Source organism: Pseudomonas sp. LB3P14, from assembly GCF_054898045.1.
Genome location: NZ_CM142714.1, coordinates 973,153 through 988,845 on the forward strand (window position 1 = coordinate 973,153; position 15,693 = coordinate 988,845).

Genomic DNA, 15,693 nt, shown 5'->3' on the forward strand with positions numbered 1-15,693 from the left:
AAATGCCTGTCGAGAGAACATTGCGCACTTGGCCTCCACTGTTCCGATTGACTCCTCCTTGGCTGGGCTGCGCCGCTTTCCTCGGGTTGCAAGGTAAAGACTTGAAGCGGCGCGCCCGGCGCTTGATAGGCTCGGCTTGTTGTTTTCATGGATCGAGTATTGGCCTGGCGGGCAGAGCACTCAATTTCGCAGCGCCTATAAAAGCGACGCACTCTGACGCATCAAAGTGACCTAATCGGCGCAACACGCTCTCCATAACGATAGTTCCCATTGAGCGGGTGATGGGCGGGGATCACCTGCGTCAACGTGCGTCTCTTTTGCGAGGGGTGCGAAATTGAGCCGCGCCTGCTCCGGGCGAATACTCCAGTGGCGGTCCTGAGACGGGGCGAGGTGCATTCGCCCTGACGCCTGTGCCTGTTTGATTGGAGTGTCCTGTGAAAATCACTGGTGGCCAGATTGTTGCGAAAGCGCTGAAAGCGAACGGTGTCGGTTATGTGGCCGGCATGCCGGGTGACGGCACGTGGGCCCTGGCGGAAGCATTACTGACGGCCGGCACCGATATCCCGTTCATTCAAGTCATACAGGAGCAAAGCGCAGTCCATCTTGCCGACGGCTATTTTCGTGCCTGCGGTCGGCCCATGGCTGTTCTGCTTCCGGTTTCATTGGGTATTTCAAAGGCCTTGGGCGGAATCGCGGCCGCGTTGGCGGACTCATCGGCCATGCTGGTGCTCAGTGGCGGCGACACCGAATCCGACGGTTTTTGGCCTGAATCTGCGGCCACCGGGATCACGAAAGAGCATGTGCGGGTTTCGTCGATTGAACAGTTGCCGGACGCCCTGCGTCAGTCCTTCGATACGATGTTTAGTGGTCGCGTCGGTCCGGTCTGTCTGGATATTCCGGCCGCGGTTCAGAATGCCTCTATTGAAGTCAGCCTGGCGCCCGCCACTTTGCGGGCGACCAGCGAAGTGCAACGGCCAGATCCCCGGTTGAAAATAGTCGCCTTGCGTGACGATCGAATGCCGCACTTGATCGAAAACAGCGCCAGTGACGTCCCGCCTTTGACGGTTCAGAGACCCTTGGCCGAATTACGCTCGGTCCTGGAAAGGGATGCGATTCTGGTGGTCGGTGCGGGGAGTCTCCAGGCCTTGGTCAAAGCGATGTTCCCCGTCTATCAATCCAGAAGTCCCTGCGCCGCCAGTGTCGGCACGCTCGGTTGGGCGGTGCCAGCGGCTATTGGTGCGAAGCTCGCCATGCCGGCGCGCCAGGTAGTGTGTGCCGTGGGGGATGGGGATTTCTTGCAATCGATGCAGGAGATGGCGGTGTGCGTGATGCACAGCATTCCCGTGGTGTTCCTGGTGTTTAACAACAGCGGGTATGTGTCATTGAGCGATGTGCAAACCCCGTTGGTCGAGCAGCACCGCGCCGGTGAATTCAACCTGCCGGACGGCAAACCCTACTCACCCGACTTTGCCGGCATTGCCCGAAATTTTGGTCTTGATGCGTGGCGGGTCGAACATGCTTCGCAACTCAATCCAACGTTTATCAAGGCGCTGAACAGCAAAGGGCCGTCGTTGGTAGAGGTCATTACTGCACGCGGTTCGCGAGGGAATTAATCAAATCGTCTGAGAGGAATCACGCTATGGGTATTTTGGACTGGAAACACTGGAACGTTATTCTGGTGGTGGTTGTGCTGGTCTTTGGCACCAAGAAACTGAAGAACCTGGGCACCGATGTCGGCGAATCCATCAAAGGTTTTCGCAAAGCCATGAATGACGATGACAAAGACGCCGAACACTCACCCGCTCGGCAGACGAGCACGGCAGTTGAGGCGCCGCCGATCATCGACAGGCACTCTCACAAGGTCTGAACATTGACGAGGCGGTCTTTCAACCGCCTCAGTCCTGACCGCCCCACACGATAGTGGCGTTGTCGCCGGTCATGTATTCGCGCACTTCCAGCGGCAAGGATTGATCGCTGGGCAGCACGGCGGTTGCATTGCGCAGATGGTGTTTGCGGATCTTGCCTTTGTCCACGAGCCCCAGTGCCATGCGGGTAGAGAAGGGCTGGCGGAATGAGGACGACGCCACACCAGTGACCAATCCATAGAGGAAGCGGATGGGGCGGCGATGCTGCGGGGTCAGTATCGAAAACGTCATCTCGTTACGTTGCTTGCCTTCAAAGTCCACCAGGAACAAGCGGTCCCCAAGGAGCAGGCAAAAACCGTGATAGGTGAACGAGTAGCCAATCTTGCCGCTGCCATCCAGCAAAGGGAAGCGCTCTACCGTGACGTACTGGACCATCGAATCGGCTCGATACAGGCACGTGACCGAGCGCAGGATTCTGCTCTTGTAGATCGATGAATTGTGGTAGCGGTAATAGACGCCCAGATAGTCTTCGAGCAAATCAGCCGACTGCTTTGCCAACGGCAGGAAGTGATTGAATTGCGCCGAGGCGCGCAAGTCTGTCGGTAATTCGTTTTCATACCCTTCATAAAATTTCTTGAACTCGGCGGGCGGCCGAAAAAGATCTTCGGCCTCCATCATGAAGTAACGACCGATCTTCTGAAGAATCTTCTGTGAAGGAACGTGCTGGCCCACCAGGTACTTGTTGAACTGCTGGCGATTGACGTCGACTTTGCGGCACATGTCTGCAACCGATCGGCAGGACTCAACCAGCGTACTCAGGTTTTTTTGCACATTAGCCTGCAAGTCACTGCGAACCTGTTGTCGCTCGGGGTGCGAGGTGGCAGCAGTTAATGGCATGGTGACGGGATCTCCTGGGCGGGGCATTTTTTATCTCGATTTCGCTAAGCGAGTTTGAACGGCGAGGTTATATGCCAGTTATTCTTGAATAACCTTCAAGTACCTTATGCCGACGTAAACACTTGATCATATTGTATTTAATTCCAAGCATGTTCCATGCCGTGTGCGAATGTTCGATTACTGGCAGCAACCGGCGTCTATCAGTCTAGCTCCAGCCACCAAAGGTTACTCGCCGCCCCAGCAGGTAACATATTGGCTTTGCCGGGTAACATCATATTCGAGGTTCCCTTTACCCATTGCCAGAGCATCGTTTATTCGTTTCGGTGCTTCAGTACGCGTCATGTATCGGTGTGGTGCGAAATGGAGAAAAGAAGGTTCACCCGTAATACTCCACTTGGCGCATTTGTGTACGCGCCATTCAGGGGAGCATTTCAGCTATGGCAAGGTTAACAGGCGACATTCCAGGGCAAAGACGTTTCAAGGTCGGCATGGTGGGTGGAGGGCAGGGCGCTTATTTCGCCAGTTATCACCGTGCCGCCATGCGCCTGTGCAATCGCTTCGATATTGTCGCCGGCGCCTTCTCTTCGGACGCGGAAAAATGCCGTGAGGCCGGGGCGGCATTCAACCTCGAGCAAGACCGGATTTACCTGTCATTCGAGGACATGGCAGTTGCCGAGTCGCGTCGGCCAGACCCGATTGATGCAGTCGTCATCGTCACGCCCAATCACTTGCATTTTGAACCGTGCCAGCTATTTCTGCGGGCGGGGATCCCGGTTATTTGCGACAAGCCGTTGGTCAATACTCTGCAAGAAGCCCACGAGTTGGCGAGTATTGCCGACCGGCACAATACTTTTTTCGCAGTGACGTACACCTATCAAGGCTATCCCATGGTCAGGGATGCTCGTAGCCGCATTCAGGCCGGGGAACTGGGTGAAGTCCGCTTCATGTATGTCGAGTACCTGCTGGAATGGTTGGCGGCAGGCGTGGACGGATTGAGCAAGAGCCTCGCGTGGCGTGGCGACCCTGAAAAGGCCGGCCCGACCGGCGCGTTGGGCGATGTCGGGACACACGCCTTCAACATGCTTGAGTTCCTGTCCGGGCGGCGCTGCACGAATCTGAATGCCAAGTTGAGCACGGTCGTACCCGGCTGGGGATTGGACGACACCTGTGTGGTGCAACTTGAATTCCAGGGCGGGGTAGATGGATTGTTATGGGCCAGTTTCGCAGCGCCCGGTCATCGCAACGGATTGCGTTTCAAGATCGTCGGCAGCAAGGCTTCAATCGAATGGTGTCAGGAATCACCGGAAACGCTGCTGTTTACGCCCATCGATGGCGCCGACCGCATCTACCGCCGCGGCCAGAGTGACAACGCGGCTCAGACGTTGAGTTTCACCAGTTTGCCGGCAGGTAATACAGAAGGGTATCTGGAGGCGCTTGCTGTTCTCTATGCCGATTTCGCCGAAGCACTCGATGCCGGAACGGGCTGGCGCACGGCGACCACCGTCCCGTTACCGGATATTCACGAGGGCGTGCGCGGAGTGCTGTTGTCCCAGGCGTGTGTCGAGTCCAGCCGACGGCGTGCCTGGGTGCCTTTTCCAGATCAGTAAATCCAGTGGTTCAAGACGCGACCACAATATTTGAGACCTTTGCCTGAATCGGGCCGAGCCGTTCAGCGGGGGCGTCTCGTTCCACCACCAGCACACCCAACTCCTCGCAGGACGCGACCTGGTAATGCGCGATGCTCGACAGCTTTTCGTTGGTCGCGGCGACCACAATCTGCCCGCTACGAGAAACAACGGTGCGCTTGAATTCCGCATCATCCATGTCGAAAGCCGTCACGCCTTTGATGGCGTCAATCGCACAGGCGCCCAAAAAGCACAGGTCGAAATTGAAATTCGACAACTGCTGAATGGCCGTCAGGCCGACGGTGCTGCCGGTCGCCTTGTGCAGACGGCCTCCCAGCAAGATCACATCGGCCAATGGCAACTTTTCCAGTTCCAGTGCAATCGCCGGCGAGTTGGTGGTGATTGATATTGCAAGATCGTGATCGATTACGCTCGAAATAGAGGCGTTGGTGGTGCCTCCATCGATAAAAATGTGTTGGCCGGATTTTATCAGTGCCGCAGCCGCCAGCCCTAGTGAGTTCTTGCGGTCTGCCTGTTGATTTTGCGCGTCATGATCAACTCGCGCAGGGGCCACTGAAATAGCGCCGCCGTACACGCGCTTGCAGATTCCCGCTTCCGCCAGCGCCGCTAGATCGCGCCGGATCGAGTGCTCGGAAACGTTGAATTCCTGAGCGAGATCCCCCGCCAGAACCCTGCCATGTGTCGCCAGCCGTTGCGCGATCAGGTTCTGCCGTTCGCCGGGGAAAGCTTCATGAGTGAGCATTGACTTAATTCATTCCTTGTGTAGATTGAGCACAAGCGAGCATGTGGCGTTTATATTGTGCTCGAAATTGATCGTATCATGCGTGGCACCCCGTCATGCGTCAATAAAGTTGAGCGTTCTGCTCAAAATCACGGTGTTGAGGAAAAGCGATGTCAAGCGAACTGCACAGAGCTGCGTATTCGGTCCTGCTTCCCGCGTTCGGGGATTTGCACCTGGACGACAATGTCCGTCGTTATTTGAGCCGTGGCGGCGTGTCTATTTTGCTGGGTGAAACCCGGGCTGAGTATGTAGGCAGGGACATGAGCCGGGCGCGCAAGGGCGCCGAATCGCAGGCCGATTTTGTCAATATCGCTCGGGAAGCCGCGTCATTGACTGGTGCGCCGGTGCTGATCGCGGTGGATCAGGAACTTGGCGGTATCGAACGCCTTCACCAATTGGTCCCGGCAGTCGCATCGAGAGAACAGCTCAAGGACCTCAGTTCACAAGATATTGAGCAACGCTGCTTTGAGATGGCCAACGTGGCGCGAGGCCTGGGCGTTAATCTGTTTCTGGCACCGATCGTTGATGTGGTCACCGGCGCGAACCCATGGCTGCACAACCGGCATTTGGGCGCCGACCCCGTTGAAGTCAGTCGGGTGTCCTGTGCCTTTATCCGCGGGGTTCAACGCGCTGGCGTCATTGCAACCGCTAAACACTTTCCCGGTCACTACGTCACCGAGCAGGATCCGGCAATCGCTGAAGCCACGGTTCCCGGGCCGCTGGAGTTGCTGCATGTCAACCTCGAAGTGTTCAAGGAAGTCATCGCTACCGGCGTGAAAGCGGTGATGCCAGGGCCTGCCGTTTTTCCTGCCATCGACCCTGATCACTCGGCTTCAACTTCGTCCAAAGTCATCGGGGTTCTGCGTGACACCCTCGGATTCGAAGGCTTGATCATTTCGGATGACCTTGATGCGGTTTCCATTCTCAGGGGCAACTCCATCACGGACACCGCAGTCGCTTCGCTGGCGGCCGGCGCGCATCTGTTGCTCGTGTCCAGTGAGTCGGGCCTTGATGCCATCGCCGAATCCATTGTCGCGGCTGTTCACGAAGGCGTTCTGGACCGACAGATTCTATTGGGCGCTGCTTCCAGGGTTCGCGAACTGGCAGCGGCCAATAATGACGAGCACAACTCAAGCCGGGATTGATCATGAACTCAATTGAAAGCAAGGCATTCAGCGTCCTGTTTCCGGTTTTGCTCGATCTGGACATGAATGATGACGTGCGCAGATTTCTCGGCAGTGGAGGGCGCAGCCTGCTATTCGGCGAGACTGCGCAGGAGTATGTCAGCGGTAAAATGAGCGCGAGCCGCCTGCAATCGGAAACGCTGGAAAAGTGGCAACGGTTCACCGGCACGGCAAAAGAACTGGGCGGGCCGCTGCTGCTTGCGGCCGATGCTGACATCTCCGCTGTTCACCGTTTGCAAGGAATAGCGCCTGCGCTTCCTGAACCCGAACTGGCCCGAGCCATGGGTGTTGTCGAGCTTGAAGAGGCGTGCTTTCAGGTCGCAACAGCGGTGCGAAACGCCGGTGTGAATCTGCTCCTGTCGCCGACAGCCGATGTGGTAGGTGGCACCAATGTCTGGCTGCAGGGTCGCACACTCTCCGATGATGTAGACCGAGCCGCCGCCATGGTCGGCGCCTATGTTCGTGGTGTGCGACGTGCCGGGATGGCGAGCACGCTGAAGCATTTCCCCGGACATCCGGTGTTGCTGCGCCAACCGTCGATTGAGGAGGCGGTGGTCACCGAATCAATGGATCAGCTGCGCGCCTACTGGCCTGCGTTTCAGGCCGGGGTGGACGCCGGGGCAGACGCGGTGATGATGGGGCCGGCAATTTTTGCTGCCTGCGAGCCGACCGTTGCGGCCTCCGTTTCGCCTGAACTGATCGGTTTGCTGCGACAGGAGCTGGGGTTCAAGGGATTGGTCATGACCATTGACCTGGACCACCGCTCAACGATCGGAAACTCATCGCTCGGTGAGGTGACGGTTGCGGCACTGAATGCAGGGGCGGATCTATTGCTGATTTCCGCAAAGGCAATGCCCTCGATACCGCAGATTGTTCGCGCAATCACGGTGGCTGTCGCTCAGGGAATCTTACCGCTGGAGCGGCTGGACGCTGCTGCGATGGCCGTCTCTGCGTTGGCCAATCGCCTGTAGGAGCAAGCCGGCTCCTACAAGGTCGGTGTGGACTTATCCGCGATGTAGCAAATTGTCGAAACCTGACGCAGCAACTGCGTCAGGTTGCGCCGCATTTCCTGCGAGTGCGAAATAACTACCGGCCCCCCTATCCCTCTACACTGGGAATCAACGGTAGGAGCTTTATATGAACACTCAAAACAACATCCTGGCCCTGCATTCCACAGTCGCAAAATATTCGACGCTGGCGATGGACATCGACATTGCAAAGACTGTCGGTTTCGATGCGTTGGAGATCTACAGCGGCAAACTCGAAGCCTGGTTGCAGGCCGGTTATTCCGAACCGGAACTGAAAGCGTTGCTGAAGGATATCCCCGTCACAGGGATCGGTTACCTGAGGGATATCGAACGCCAGGGCGCCGAACGCGATGATTTGCTGAAAGAAGCGGAACGGCTTTTTCAACTAGCCAACCTTGCCGGCGCCAAGGGTGTTCAAGTGCTCACCGGGCCCATCAACGTTCAGGCTGTGATCGACTTCCAGATGCACGGCACGAGCGCTCATTACAGCGGTTTGTTGGGGCTGGGCGAGTCTGAACAATATGCGTTGACTGCCAGGAATCTGGCGACGCTTGCAGACTTGGCAAAGCAATACGACGTTCTGCTTTACCTTGAAGCATTGTCATGGACGCCATTGAATACGCTGGAGCACCAACTTCAGCTGATTGATCGCACCGAACGCGACAACGTCAAAATGGTGATCGATTACTGGCATTGCTTTACGTCCGGCGTTAAGCCCGAAGACATCGCGCGCATGAACAAAGACGTTATCTATGGCGTGCATGTGTGTGACTCGCTGCCTTTTGAAGGCGGTATTCCCAATGAAGAAATACTCCGGGATATACCGACGGGCAGCGGCATATTGAACCTTGCCGAGTGGACGGCCGCGGTAAAGGCTACCGGTTACGACGGATGGTGGAGCTGTGAGTTGTTTTGTAAAAAACAGCAGCAACAAAACAGTTATGAGGTCGCGAAAGATCTGAAGGCGCTTTTAACCAGACTTGTTGGACGATAAAGCGCCGCTCACCCGGATTTAAAACCCCGTTCTTACAATGTGCACCTCATAAAAGGTCTTAAGTCGTCATGGTGGATTTCATCGTAATCGGAGGCGGCTCGACAGGCTGCACGGTGGCATCGAGACTCAGCGAAGATGCTTCGACGTCCGTGGTTCTTTTCGAAGAGGGGCCTCGTGACCGCAACCCCTACATTCATATTCCCGGCGCCTACTACAAAACGGCGCAAGGTCCGCTGCTCAAGCGGTATGCGTGGGAGCCCACCGAAGGTCAACGCCGCACCGAAACGCCTACCATGGTTCAGGCCAGCGTGCTGGGTGGCGGGAGTTCGGTCAATGCGATGATTTACATACGCGGCGTACCCGCCGACTACGACGGTTGGGTCGAGCAAGGGGCAACGGGCTGGTCTTATAAGGACGTATTGCCTTACTTCAAAAAAGCCGAGGATAACGAGCGCTTCTGTAACGACGTTCATGGCGTCGGCGGACCGTTGGGTGTTTCTGACCCCATCAACATCCACCCACTGACCAAAGTGTGGCTGCGCGCTTGCCAGCAGTACGGCTTGCCGTACAACGAGGATTTCAACTCCGGCAAACCTGAAGGCTGCGGGCTGTATCAAATCACCGCTAAAAATGGTTTTCGCAGCAGTGCGGCAGTCGCCTACCTTGCGCCCGCCAAGTCGCGCAAGAACCTGATGGTGAAGACCGGTTGTCGCGTGATCCGTATTTTGACCCAAGGCACCAAAGCCATTGGCGTCGAATACATCGAGAACGGTGCGCGCCACATCATGCATGCCGAAAAAGAGATCGTTTTATCGGCCGGCGCCATTAACTCACCCCGATTGTTGATGTTGTCGGGTATTGGTCCTGCCGCGCAGCTTGAAAAGCATGGCATCAAAGTGATCAAGGATTTACCCGGCGTGGGTCAAAACCTTCAGGACCATATTGAGGTGTCGCTGGTTTATGAACTGACGGGGCCACACAGCTACGACAAGTACAAGAAGTTGCATTGGAAAATGATGGCGGGTTTGCAGTACGCCCTGTTCAGACAAGGCCCGGCGGCGTCAAACCTGATTGAAGGCGGCGCTTTCTGGTGGGGAGACAAGGCTGCAACCAATCCCGATATCCAGTATTTCATGGTCGTTGGCGCGGGCATTGAAGAGGGCGTCGACTCTGTTCCGGGGGGCAATGGCTGCACCTTGAACCTGGGCCAGATCCGGCCTCGATCCAGAGGATATGTTGAGCTCTATTCAGCAGACCCGATGTCGCCTCCGCGCATCGTGCCCAACTACTTCTCCGATCCTTATGACATTGAAAGCCTGGTGGATGGTTGCCTGGTGGGTGAGGAGATCATGTCCCAGGCCGCTTTCAAACCCTACCTCGCCGGGCGCCATGTGCCGGACGCAGCGGTCACGTCTCGAGAGGCCATGAAGAAGTTCTGTCACGAAGAGGCCCACGCGGCCCTGCATCCTTCCGGCACCTGCCGCATGGGTGTGGATGAGCAATCGGTTGTTGCTCCGGATCTAAAGGTGCATGGCATCGAAGGGCTGCGCGTTGCCGACGCATCGATCATGCCCACCCTGATTTCAGGGAACCCTAATTCGGTGTGCATCATGATTGGCGAAAGGGCTGCCGACATGATCAGAAGCGGCCAATAGGTCGACACTCAGGTAAACATTCCACATCGTTTTATCAAGGCGTGGCAGTAACAGGTGCGTAACCTGTTGCTGCCGCGCTTTTTTGGTTCAGGCGTAACTGCCGATCAACCACAGCGTGCAGGAAGTACTCAACGCCAACAGCAAAATCCCGCTGCAAATTTTCGCTTGAAGTTCGATTGTGGAAGGCTTCGTTTCAATGGGTTTATCCATTGAGTCAACAGGCAGTACACGGACTCTGGTCAGATGAGCTGTCGCATAAAACACGCTGTGCATGGCATGTACGCCTTTGGGTCGTTTCTGCTCAAGTAGAGGCTGATTGGCGCCTCTTTCCTGGTCAGGAGCAATCTCCATGCCACGACTTCCCCGGAGTTCGTCACGCCCTCGTCTATGTTCCGCTCAGTCACCCGACGGCTCTGCGTCAATGTGTTCATATGATTTACATGTCTCGAAAAAAAGTCACTTGTTGCACCTCTGGCATATTCAAATGGCTAGGAGCAGAACCCAATAGATTGCCTTGGAATTGCTCTTTTTTTCTCTTGAACCCGTTCGGGAAGAAAAGAAACCCTCTAGATTTCAATGGGTCGAACGCTAGATGCGAGTCTCGTTTCCCGCTCCAAAATTTGACTTATGAATTTCAACTGAAGCTCATGAGCTCTCGAAAAAAGCGACCTTCGGGTCGCTTTTTTCGTTTCTGCGGAACGCACTGAAATCCAGCACCATCCAGTACTTTTAAGTCCATGATTGAATCCATCAGTTCGGACGAGTACTTGATCGGTTGCTTAGGGAAGGGGCGTATCCCGCAAACCATCACCCGCGGTGACGACCGCGGAAGTAGTTGATCAGACCTTGGGTCGAGGCATCGTCGGCCGGCTCTTCGTCGCTGCCGGTCAGACGGTTGTAGACGCCCTTGCCGAGTTCCTTGCCCAGATCCACGCCCCACTGGTCGAAGGCGTTGATGCCCCAGACCACGCTTTGCACGAAGACTTTGTGTTCGTACATCGCCACCAAGGCGCCGAGACGACGCGGGCTGATGCGTTCGACCACCAACGTATTGCTCGGACGGTTGCCCGGGATCACCTTGTGTGACGCGAGTTTCTGCACGTCTTCTTCGCTCATGCCTTTGTCGCGCAACTCGGCTTCGGCCTCGGCAAGGGTCTTGCCCAGCATCAGCGCCTGGCTTTGGGACAGGCAGTTGGCGTACAGCCACTGGTGGTGGTCGGCCACCGGGTTGAAGCTGACGATCGGCACGATGAAGTCGGCCGGGATCAGTTGAGTGCCCTGGTGCAGCAGCTGGTGATAAGCGTGCTGACCGTTGCAGCCGACGCCACCCCAGATCACAGGGCCCGTGTCGGTGGACACCGGAGTGCCGTCCTGGCGCACGCTCTTGCCGTTGGATTCCATGTCCAGCTGTTGCAAGTGCTTGGTGATGTTGCGCAGGTAATGGTCGTACGGCAGGATCGCGTGGCTGTGCCGAATACGCATACAGAGTCCCGGATGTCCCAAGACCCATGGTCACCCTGCCGTCGCGGATATTGCCTGTGCCGATGGCGCCCATCATGTTGTCTCCGCCGCCGCTGGAAACCAGCACCGAGTCGCTTAGACCGAGCTGTCGGGCGACTTGCGGCCTGACAAGCCCGACCGGTTGTTCAGCCTTGAGCAAGGGCGGTAGCGCTCGCGCCAAGCAGCCGTCGGGCGCGATCAACGCCAGTACCTCTGGAGCCCATTGGCGGGTGCGGATATCGAAATACCCTGTTCCCGAGGCATCGCCGTACTCGGCGGCCATTTCGCCGGTCAGCCAGTAGTTCAGGTAATCATGCGGCAACAGGATATGGGCGATCCGGGAAAAGGACTCTGGCTCGTGTTGCTTGAGCCAGAGCAATTTGGATAGCGTATAACCGGTAGCCACTACCAGTCCGAGCTGGTCGATGGAGCCGTCCTCGCCACCGAGCCGGGCGAGCAGCTCGGCATTCTGCGGCGCGGTTTCGGTGTCACACCAGAGCTTGGCCGGTCGGATTACCTGGCCAGCCTTGTCAAGCACGACCAAGCCGTGCTGCTGGCCGGAAATCCCAATCGCACGAATCGATAAACTGTTGATGCCCGACTGTGCCAATGCCTGCCGCCAGGCCACCTGGAAAGCTCCGGTCCACCATTCTGGCGGCTGCTCGCGTCGCCCGCCTGCGGTGCTGATCAGCTCGTGTGGCGCGTAGCCTTCACCGCGAATCCGCCCTCGCTCCGGATCGAGAATCACCACCTTGGTGCCTTGGGTACCGCAATCCACTCCTAGATACATGACGATTTCCTCCCCGTTGCTCGGAGCAGTACGGCTTCTGCTGTTTCAACCAGGCGCTCCACCGTGAATCCGAAATGGCGAAACAGATCCTCTGCTGGTGCCGACTCACCAAAGGTTTCCATCGCCAGCACCGCCCCATCGAGACCGACATAGCGGTGCCAGCTTTCCGGACGCGCCATCTCGACTGCGACGCGGGCCCGTACCTGCGGCGGCAGCACGGCGTCACGATAGGCTATGTCCTGCTGCTCGAAACGTTCGATGCAGGGCATCGACACTACGCGTACAGTCTTGCCTGCCTTGCTCAGGACCTGCGCGGCTTGCAGCGCCAGCGCTACTTCTGAGCCGCAAGCCAACAGAATCAACTCGGGGGTGCCTTGGCAGTCGAGTACGCTATAGCCACCCCGTTCGATGGCCCGCACCTGCCCATCATTGCGCGCAACGGCCGGCAGATTCTGCCGCGACAGCACCAGTGCCGACGGTCCGTCCCGGCGCTCGATCGCTGCGCACCAGGCCACGGCGGTTTCCGTTTCGTCACAGGGCCGCCAGGTTTCCAGGTTCGGCGTCTGGCGCAGGCTGGCCAGCTGTTCAACAGGCTGATGGGTCGGACCATCCTCGCCCAAGCCAATGGAGTCGTGGGTGTAGACAAAAATCGAGCGGGCTTTCATCAACGCCGCCATGCGGACAGCATTGCGAGCGTATTCCATGAACATCAGGAAAGTGCCGCCGTAGGGAATAAACCCACCGTGCAGCACCAGCCCGTTCAGTATCGCGCTCATGCCGAACTCACGGACACCGTAGTGGATATAGTTGCCGTCGGGCTTCTCGGCAGATACCGCGCGTGACCCGGACCATTGGGTCAGGTTCGAGGGTGCAAGGTCCGCTGAGCCACCCAACAGTTCCGGCAGTAATGGGCCTAGTCTTTCGAGCATCTGTTGCGAGCTTTTGCGCGTTGCCTGCGTCCGCACCATCTTTTGGCTATCGGCGATGAGCGCGTTGCGCAACCTGCTCCAATCCTGCGGGAGCTCACCTGCCAATCGCCGTTTCAGCTCTACGGCCAGCTCCGGGTAGGCATGCGCATAGTTGTCAAAACGCTGCTGCCAGTCCTGCTCTAACGCTGCCCCGCGCGCGCGTCCATCCCAGGCAGTGGCGATCGATTGCGGTATCTCGAACGGAGCATGCGGCCAATCCAGAGCCCTGCGGGCAGCGGCGACTTCCTCGACGCCCAGCGGCGCGCCATGGCTGTCGTGGCTACCCGCTTTGTTCGGCGCGCCAAAGCCGATGGTGGTCTTGCAGCAGATCAGGCACGGCCGGCTTGAATCGGCCTTGGCCTGTTCCAGAGCGGCCTCGATGGCCGCGCCATCGTGGCCGTCGACCGCCTCGATCACCCGCCAGCCATAAGCACGAAAGCGAGCCGGTGTATCGTCGCTGAACCAGTCCTTGACCTCACCATCGATGGAAATGCCATTGTCGTCGTAGACCACAATCAACTTACCGAGGCCGAGGGTACCGGCCAGCGAGCAGACCTCATGGGAAATACCTTCCATCAGGCAGCCGTCGCCGACGAAGGCGTAGGTTCGATGGTTGACGATTTGATGTCCGGGACGGTTGAACTGAGCCGCCAGCGTCCGCTCCGCCAGAGCCATGCCGACGGCATTGGCCAGCCCCTGACCGAGCGGTCCGGTGGTGGTTTCCACACCCGGCGTATAGCCGTGTTCCGGATGTCCTGGCGTGCGGGAATGCAGCTGGCGGAAGCGCTGTAGCTCCTCGATCGGCAGATCGTAGCCGGTCAGGTGCAACAGGCTGTAGAGCAGCATCGAGCCGTGTCCGTTAGACAGTAGGAAACGGTCGCGGTCGGGCCAGCCGGGGTTGCTCGGGTTGTGTTTCAGATGGCCGTTCCAAAGTACTTCGGCAATGTCAGCCATACCCATGGGCGCGCCCGGGTGGCCGGACCCGGCTTGCTGTACCGCGTCCATGCTCAGCGCACGGATGGCGTTGGCCAGCGTGCGGCGCCCTGGAGTCCCCACCGTCATGTCCGGTCCTGCTCAATTGAACCGATGACTTCGTCCAGGATATCGAGCGCTTTTTCCAGCAGCGGACGTTCGATATCCAGCGGTGGCTTGACCTTGATCAGGTTGCCCAGGCCGGCATAGCGGCTTTCGCCAAACAACACGCCACGTTCCACGCCCAGACGGTACACCTCTTGGGATTCGCGGCAGGCCGGCTCCTTGGTGACCCGATCCTTCACCAATTCGATCGAAGCCATGAGGCCCGGGCAGCGCACGTCACCAATCAGCGGGTGACGTTTCTGCATATCCAGCAGGCGTTCGGTCACGTACTCGCCGGACAGGCGAGCCTTCTCACACAGATTATCGGCCACGATCGCTTCGACGGTCGCATAACCGGCTGCCAGCGACACGGGGAAGTGCCCGAAGGTCAGCGCTTCTTCGCCCTCGTCGAACCACTTCAGCTTATCGTCAGCGAGAATACCCGCCAGTGGAAAGCCGCCGCCGACGCCTTTGCCAAACACGATGATGTCGGGCACCACGTCGTAGTAATCGGCCGCCCACATGGTGCCCATTCGGCCGAAACCGGTTTGCACTTCATCGAAAATCAGCAGCACGCCGAGGCGGTCGCAAAGTTCGCGCACACCCTTGTAGTAAGAGCGCGGGAATTCGATATGCCCGCCGTTGCCCTGGATGGGCTCCATCATCACCGCGGCAACGCCTCCGTCGACACCTTTCAAGATGGTCTCTTCCAGCAGGCCGAGGCACAGTTGCGATTCCGCTTCCGGGTCCATGCCCATCCGAGTGCGGTAAGGGTTGGGATGCGGCACGCGGGTAAAGCGCGGCTGAATGGGCAGGAATGGGTTGTTCGGGTGCGGCCAACTGGCGCCGAGGGTCGCCAGGGAGCGGCCGTGGTAGCCGTCCTGCAACACGATAAGATTTTGAGCGCCCGGGCGATTTTTAAAGGCCAGCTTCATGGCCATTTCGCCGCCCAGGCTGCCGTGCAGCGCAAAGCCCATCTGATTGAGCGACGCGGGGGAAACTTCCCGCAATTTGGCCACCAGACGGGTATGGGCCGCTGAACCGAAGTTGGGCCGGATATGGGTCATCTCCCGCAGTTGGGCGATAGCCGCCTCTACCACGCGAGGGTCGTTGGCCCCCAGGTTGTTGGACCACGCCTGCGCGGTGCAGTCGATGTATTCCTTGCCTTGATCGTCCCATACCAGAGAACCGCGAGCCTTGACCAAATTGATCTTGCCGGTTTGAGCGCAAAGGGTGCTTGCGGATTTCATCACGTCATTCATCTGCTTTATCTCTTTTCTTGGGGGGCAGTGTTTGTGGATGTGCAGT

The 15,693-nt window shown here is 57.9% G+C and carries 12 protein-coding genes and 2 pseudogenes; 7 read left to right on the top strand and 7 right to left on the bottom strand.

Annotated elements, in window-relative coordinates; translation table 11 throughout:
- Positions 1-434 precede the first annotated feature (434 nt).
- Complete coding sequence (locus ACYZT5_RS04635; RefSeq protein ID WP_462050006.1) at positions 435-1,613, top strand: thiamine pyrophosphate-dependent enzyme; 1,179 nt, start codon at positions 435-437, stop codon at positions 1,611-1,613.
- A gap of 26 nt (positions 1,614-1,639) precedes the next feature.
- Entirely contained in the window at positions 1,640-1,867 is a 228-nt protein-coding gene (locus ACYZT5_RS04640; RefSeq protein ID WP_462050007.1) for a twin-arginine translocase TatA/TatE family subunit, read from the top strand.
- A gap of 28 nt (positions 1,868-1,895) precedes the next feature.
- On the opposite strand, the gene ACYZT5_RS04645 is transcribed toward ACYZT5_RS04640, so the two are convergent.
- Entirely contained in the window at positions 1,896-2,762 is an 867-nt protein-coding gene (locus ACYZT5_RS04645; RefSeq protein ID WP_462050008.1) for an XRE family transcriptional regulator, read from the bottom strand.
- A 437-nt stretch (positions 2,763-3,199) separates the two neighbouring features.
- On the opposite strand from ACYZT5_RS04645, the gene ACYZT5_RS04650 reads away from it, so the two are divergent.
- The gene (locus ACYZT5_RS04650) at positions 3,200-4,369 is read left to right on the top strand and encodes a Gfo/Idh/MocA family protein (RefSeq protein ID WP_462050009.1); all 1,170 of its coding nucleotides are present in this window, start codon (positions 3,200-3,202) and stop codon (positions 4,367-4,369) included.
- 10 nt (positions 4,370-4,379) lie between these two features.
- On the opposite strand, the gene ACYZT5_RS04655 is transcribed toward ACYZT5_RS04650, so the two are convergent.
- Complete coding sequence (locus tag ACYZT5_RS04655) at positions 4,380-5,150, bottom strand: DeoR/GlpR family DNA-binding transcription regulator (protein ID WP_462050010.1); 771 nt, start codon at positions 5,148-5,150, stop codon at positions 4,380-4,382.
- Between the two features lie 149 nt (positions 5,151-5,299).
- Here ACYZT5_RS04655 and ACYZT5_RS04660 point away from each other — a divergent pair, with 149 nt between their 5' ends.
- The 4 genes from ACYZT5_RS04660 to ACYZT5_RS04675 all read left to right on the top strand — a co-directional run bounded on the left by ACYZT5_RS04660 (position 5,300) and on the right by ACYZT5_RS04675 (position 10,050).
- Positions 5,300-6,334: a glycoside hydrolase family 3 N-terminal domain-containing protein gene (locus ACYZT5_RS04660; protein WP_462050011.1), complete on the top strand. Its 1,035-nt coding sequence runs from the start codon at positions 5,300-5,302 to the stop codon at positions 6,332-6,334.
- Between the two features lie 2 nt (positions 6,335-6,336).
- Entirely contained in the window at positions 6,337-7,344 is a 1,008-nt protein-coding gene (locus tag ACYZT5_RS04665; protein ID WP_462050012.1) for a glycoside hydrolase family 3 N-terminal domain-containing protein, read from the top strand.
- Between the two features lie 166 nt (positions 7,345-7,510).
- Complete coding sequence (locus ACYZT5_RS04670) at positions 7,511-8,395, top strand: sugar phosphate isomerase/epimerase family protein (RefSeq protein ID WP_462050013.1); 885 nt, start codon at positions 7,511-7,513, stop codon at positions 8,393-8,395.
- Positions 8,396-8,463: 68 nt separating this feature from the next.
- Positions 8,464-10,050 carry a GMC family oxidoreductase gene (locus tag ACYZT5_RS04675; protein WP_462050014.1) on the top strand — a complete coding sequence of 529 codons (1,587 nt, stop codon included), beginning with the start codon at positions 8,464-8,466 and terminating at the stop codon, positions 10,048-10,050.
- Between the two features lie 87 nt (positions 10,051-10,137).
- On the opposite strand, the gene ACYZT5_RS04680 is transcribed toward ACYZT5_RS04675, so the two are convergent.
- From ACYZT5_RS04680 to ACYZT5_RS04700, 5 genes and pseudogenes are all read right to left on the bottom strand, one after another.
- A complete protein-coding gene (locus ACYZT5_RS04680; RefSeq protein ID WP_462050015.1) occupies positions 10,138-10,401 on the bottom strand; it encodes a hypothetical protein in 264 nt (87 codons plus the stop codon).
- A gap of 456 nt (positions 10,402-10,857) precedes the next feature.
- A pseudogene (locus ACYZT5_RS04685) lies at positions 10,858-11,517 on the bottom strand (glucose-6-phosphate isomerase); the annotation flags it as partial.
- Positions 11,486-12,340: pseudogene (locus ACYZT5_RS04690) on the bottom strand (FGGY family carbohydrate kinase); the annotation flags it as partial. The pseudogenes ACYZT5_RS04685 and ACYZT5_RS04690, both read right to left, overlap by 32 nt.
- Positions 12,331-14,370 (bottom strand): transketolase, encoded by a 2,040-nt coding sequence (gene tkt / locus ACYZT5_RS04695; protein WP_462050016.1) that lies wholly within the window; start codon positions 14,368-14,370, stop codon positions 12,331-12,333. The pseudogene ACYZT5_RS04690 and the gene tkt, both read right to left, overlap by 10 nt.
- Positions 14,367-15,647, bottom strand: coding sequence for an aspartate aminotransferase family protein (locus ACYZT5_RS04700; RefSeq protein WP_462050017.1), 1,281 nt, complete (start codon positions 15,645-15,647; stop codon positions 14,367-14,369). The genes tkt and ACYZT5_RS04700 overlap by 4 nt, the downstream gene beginning before the upstream one ends.
- Between the last annotated feature and the right edge of the window lie 46 nt (positions 15,648-15,693).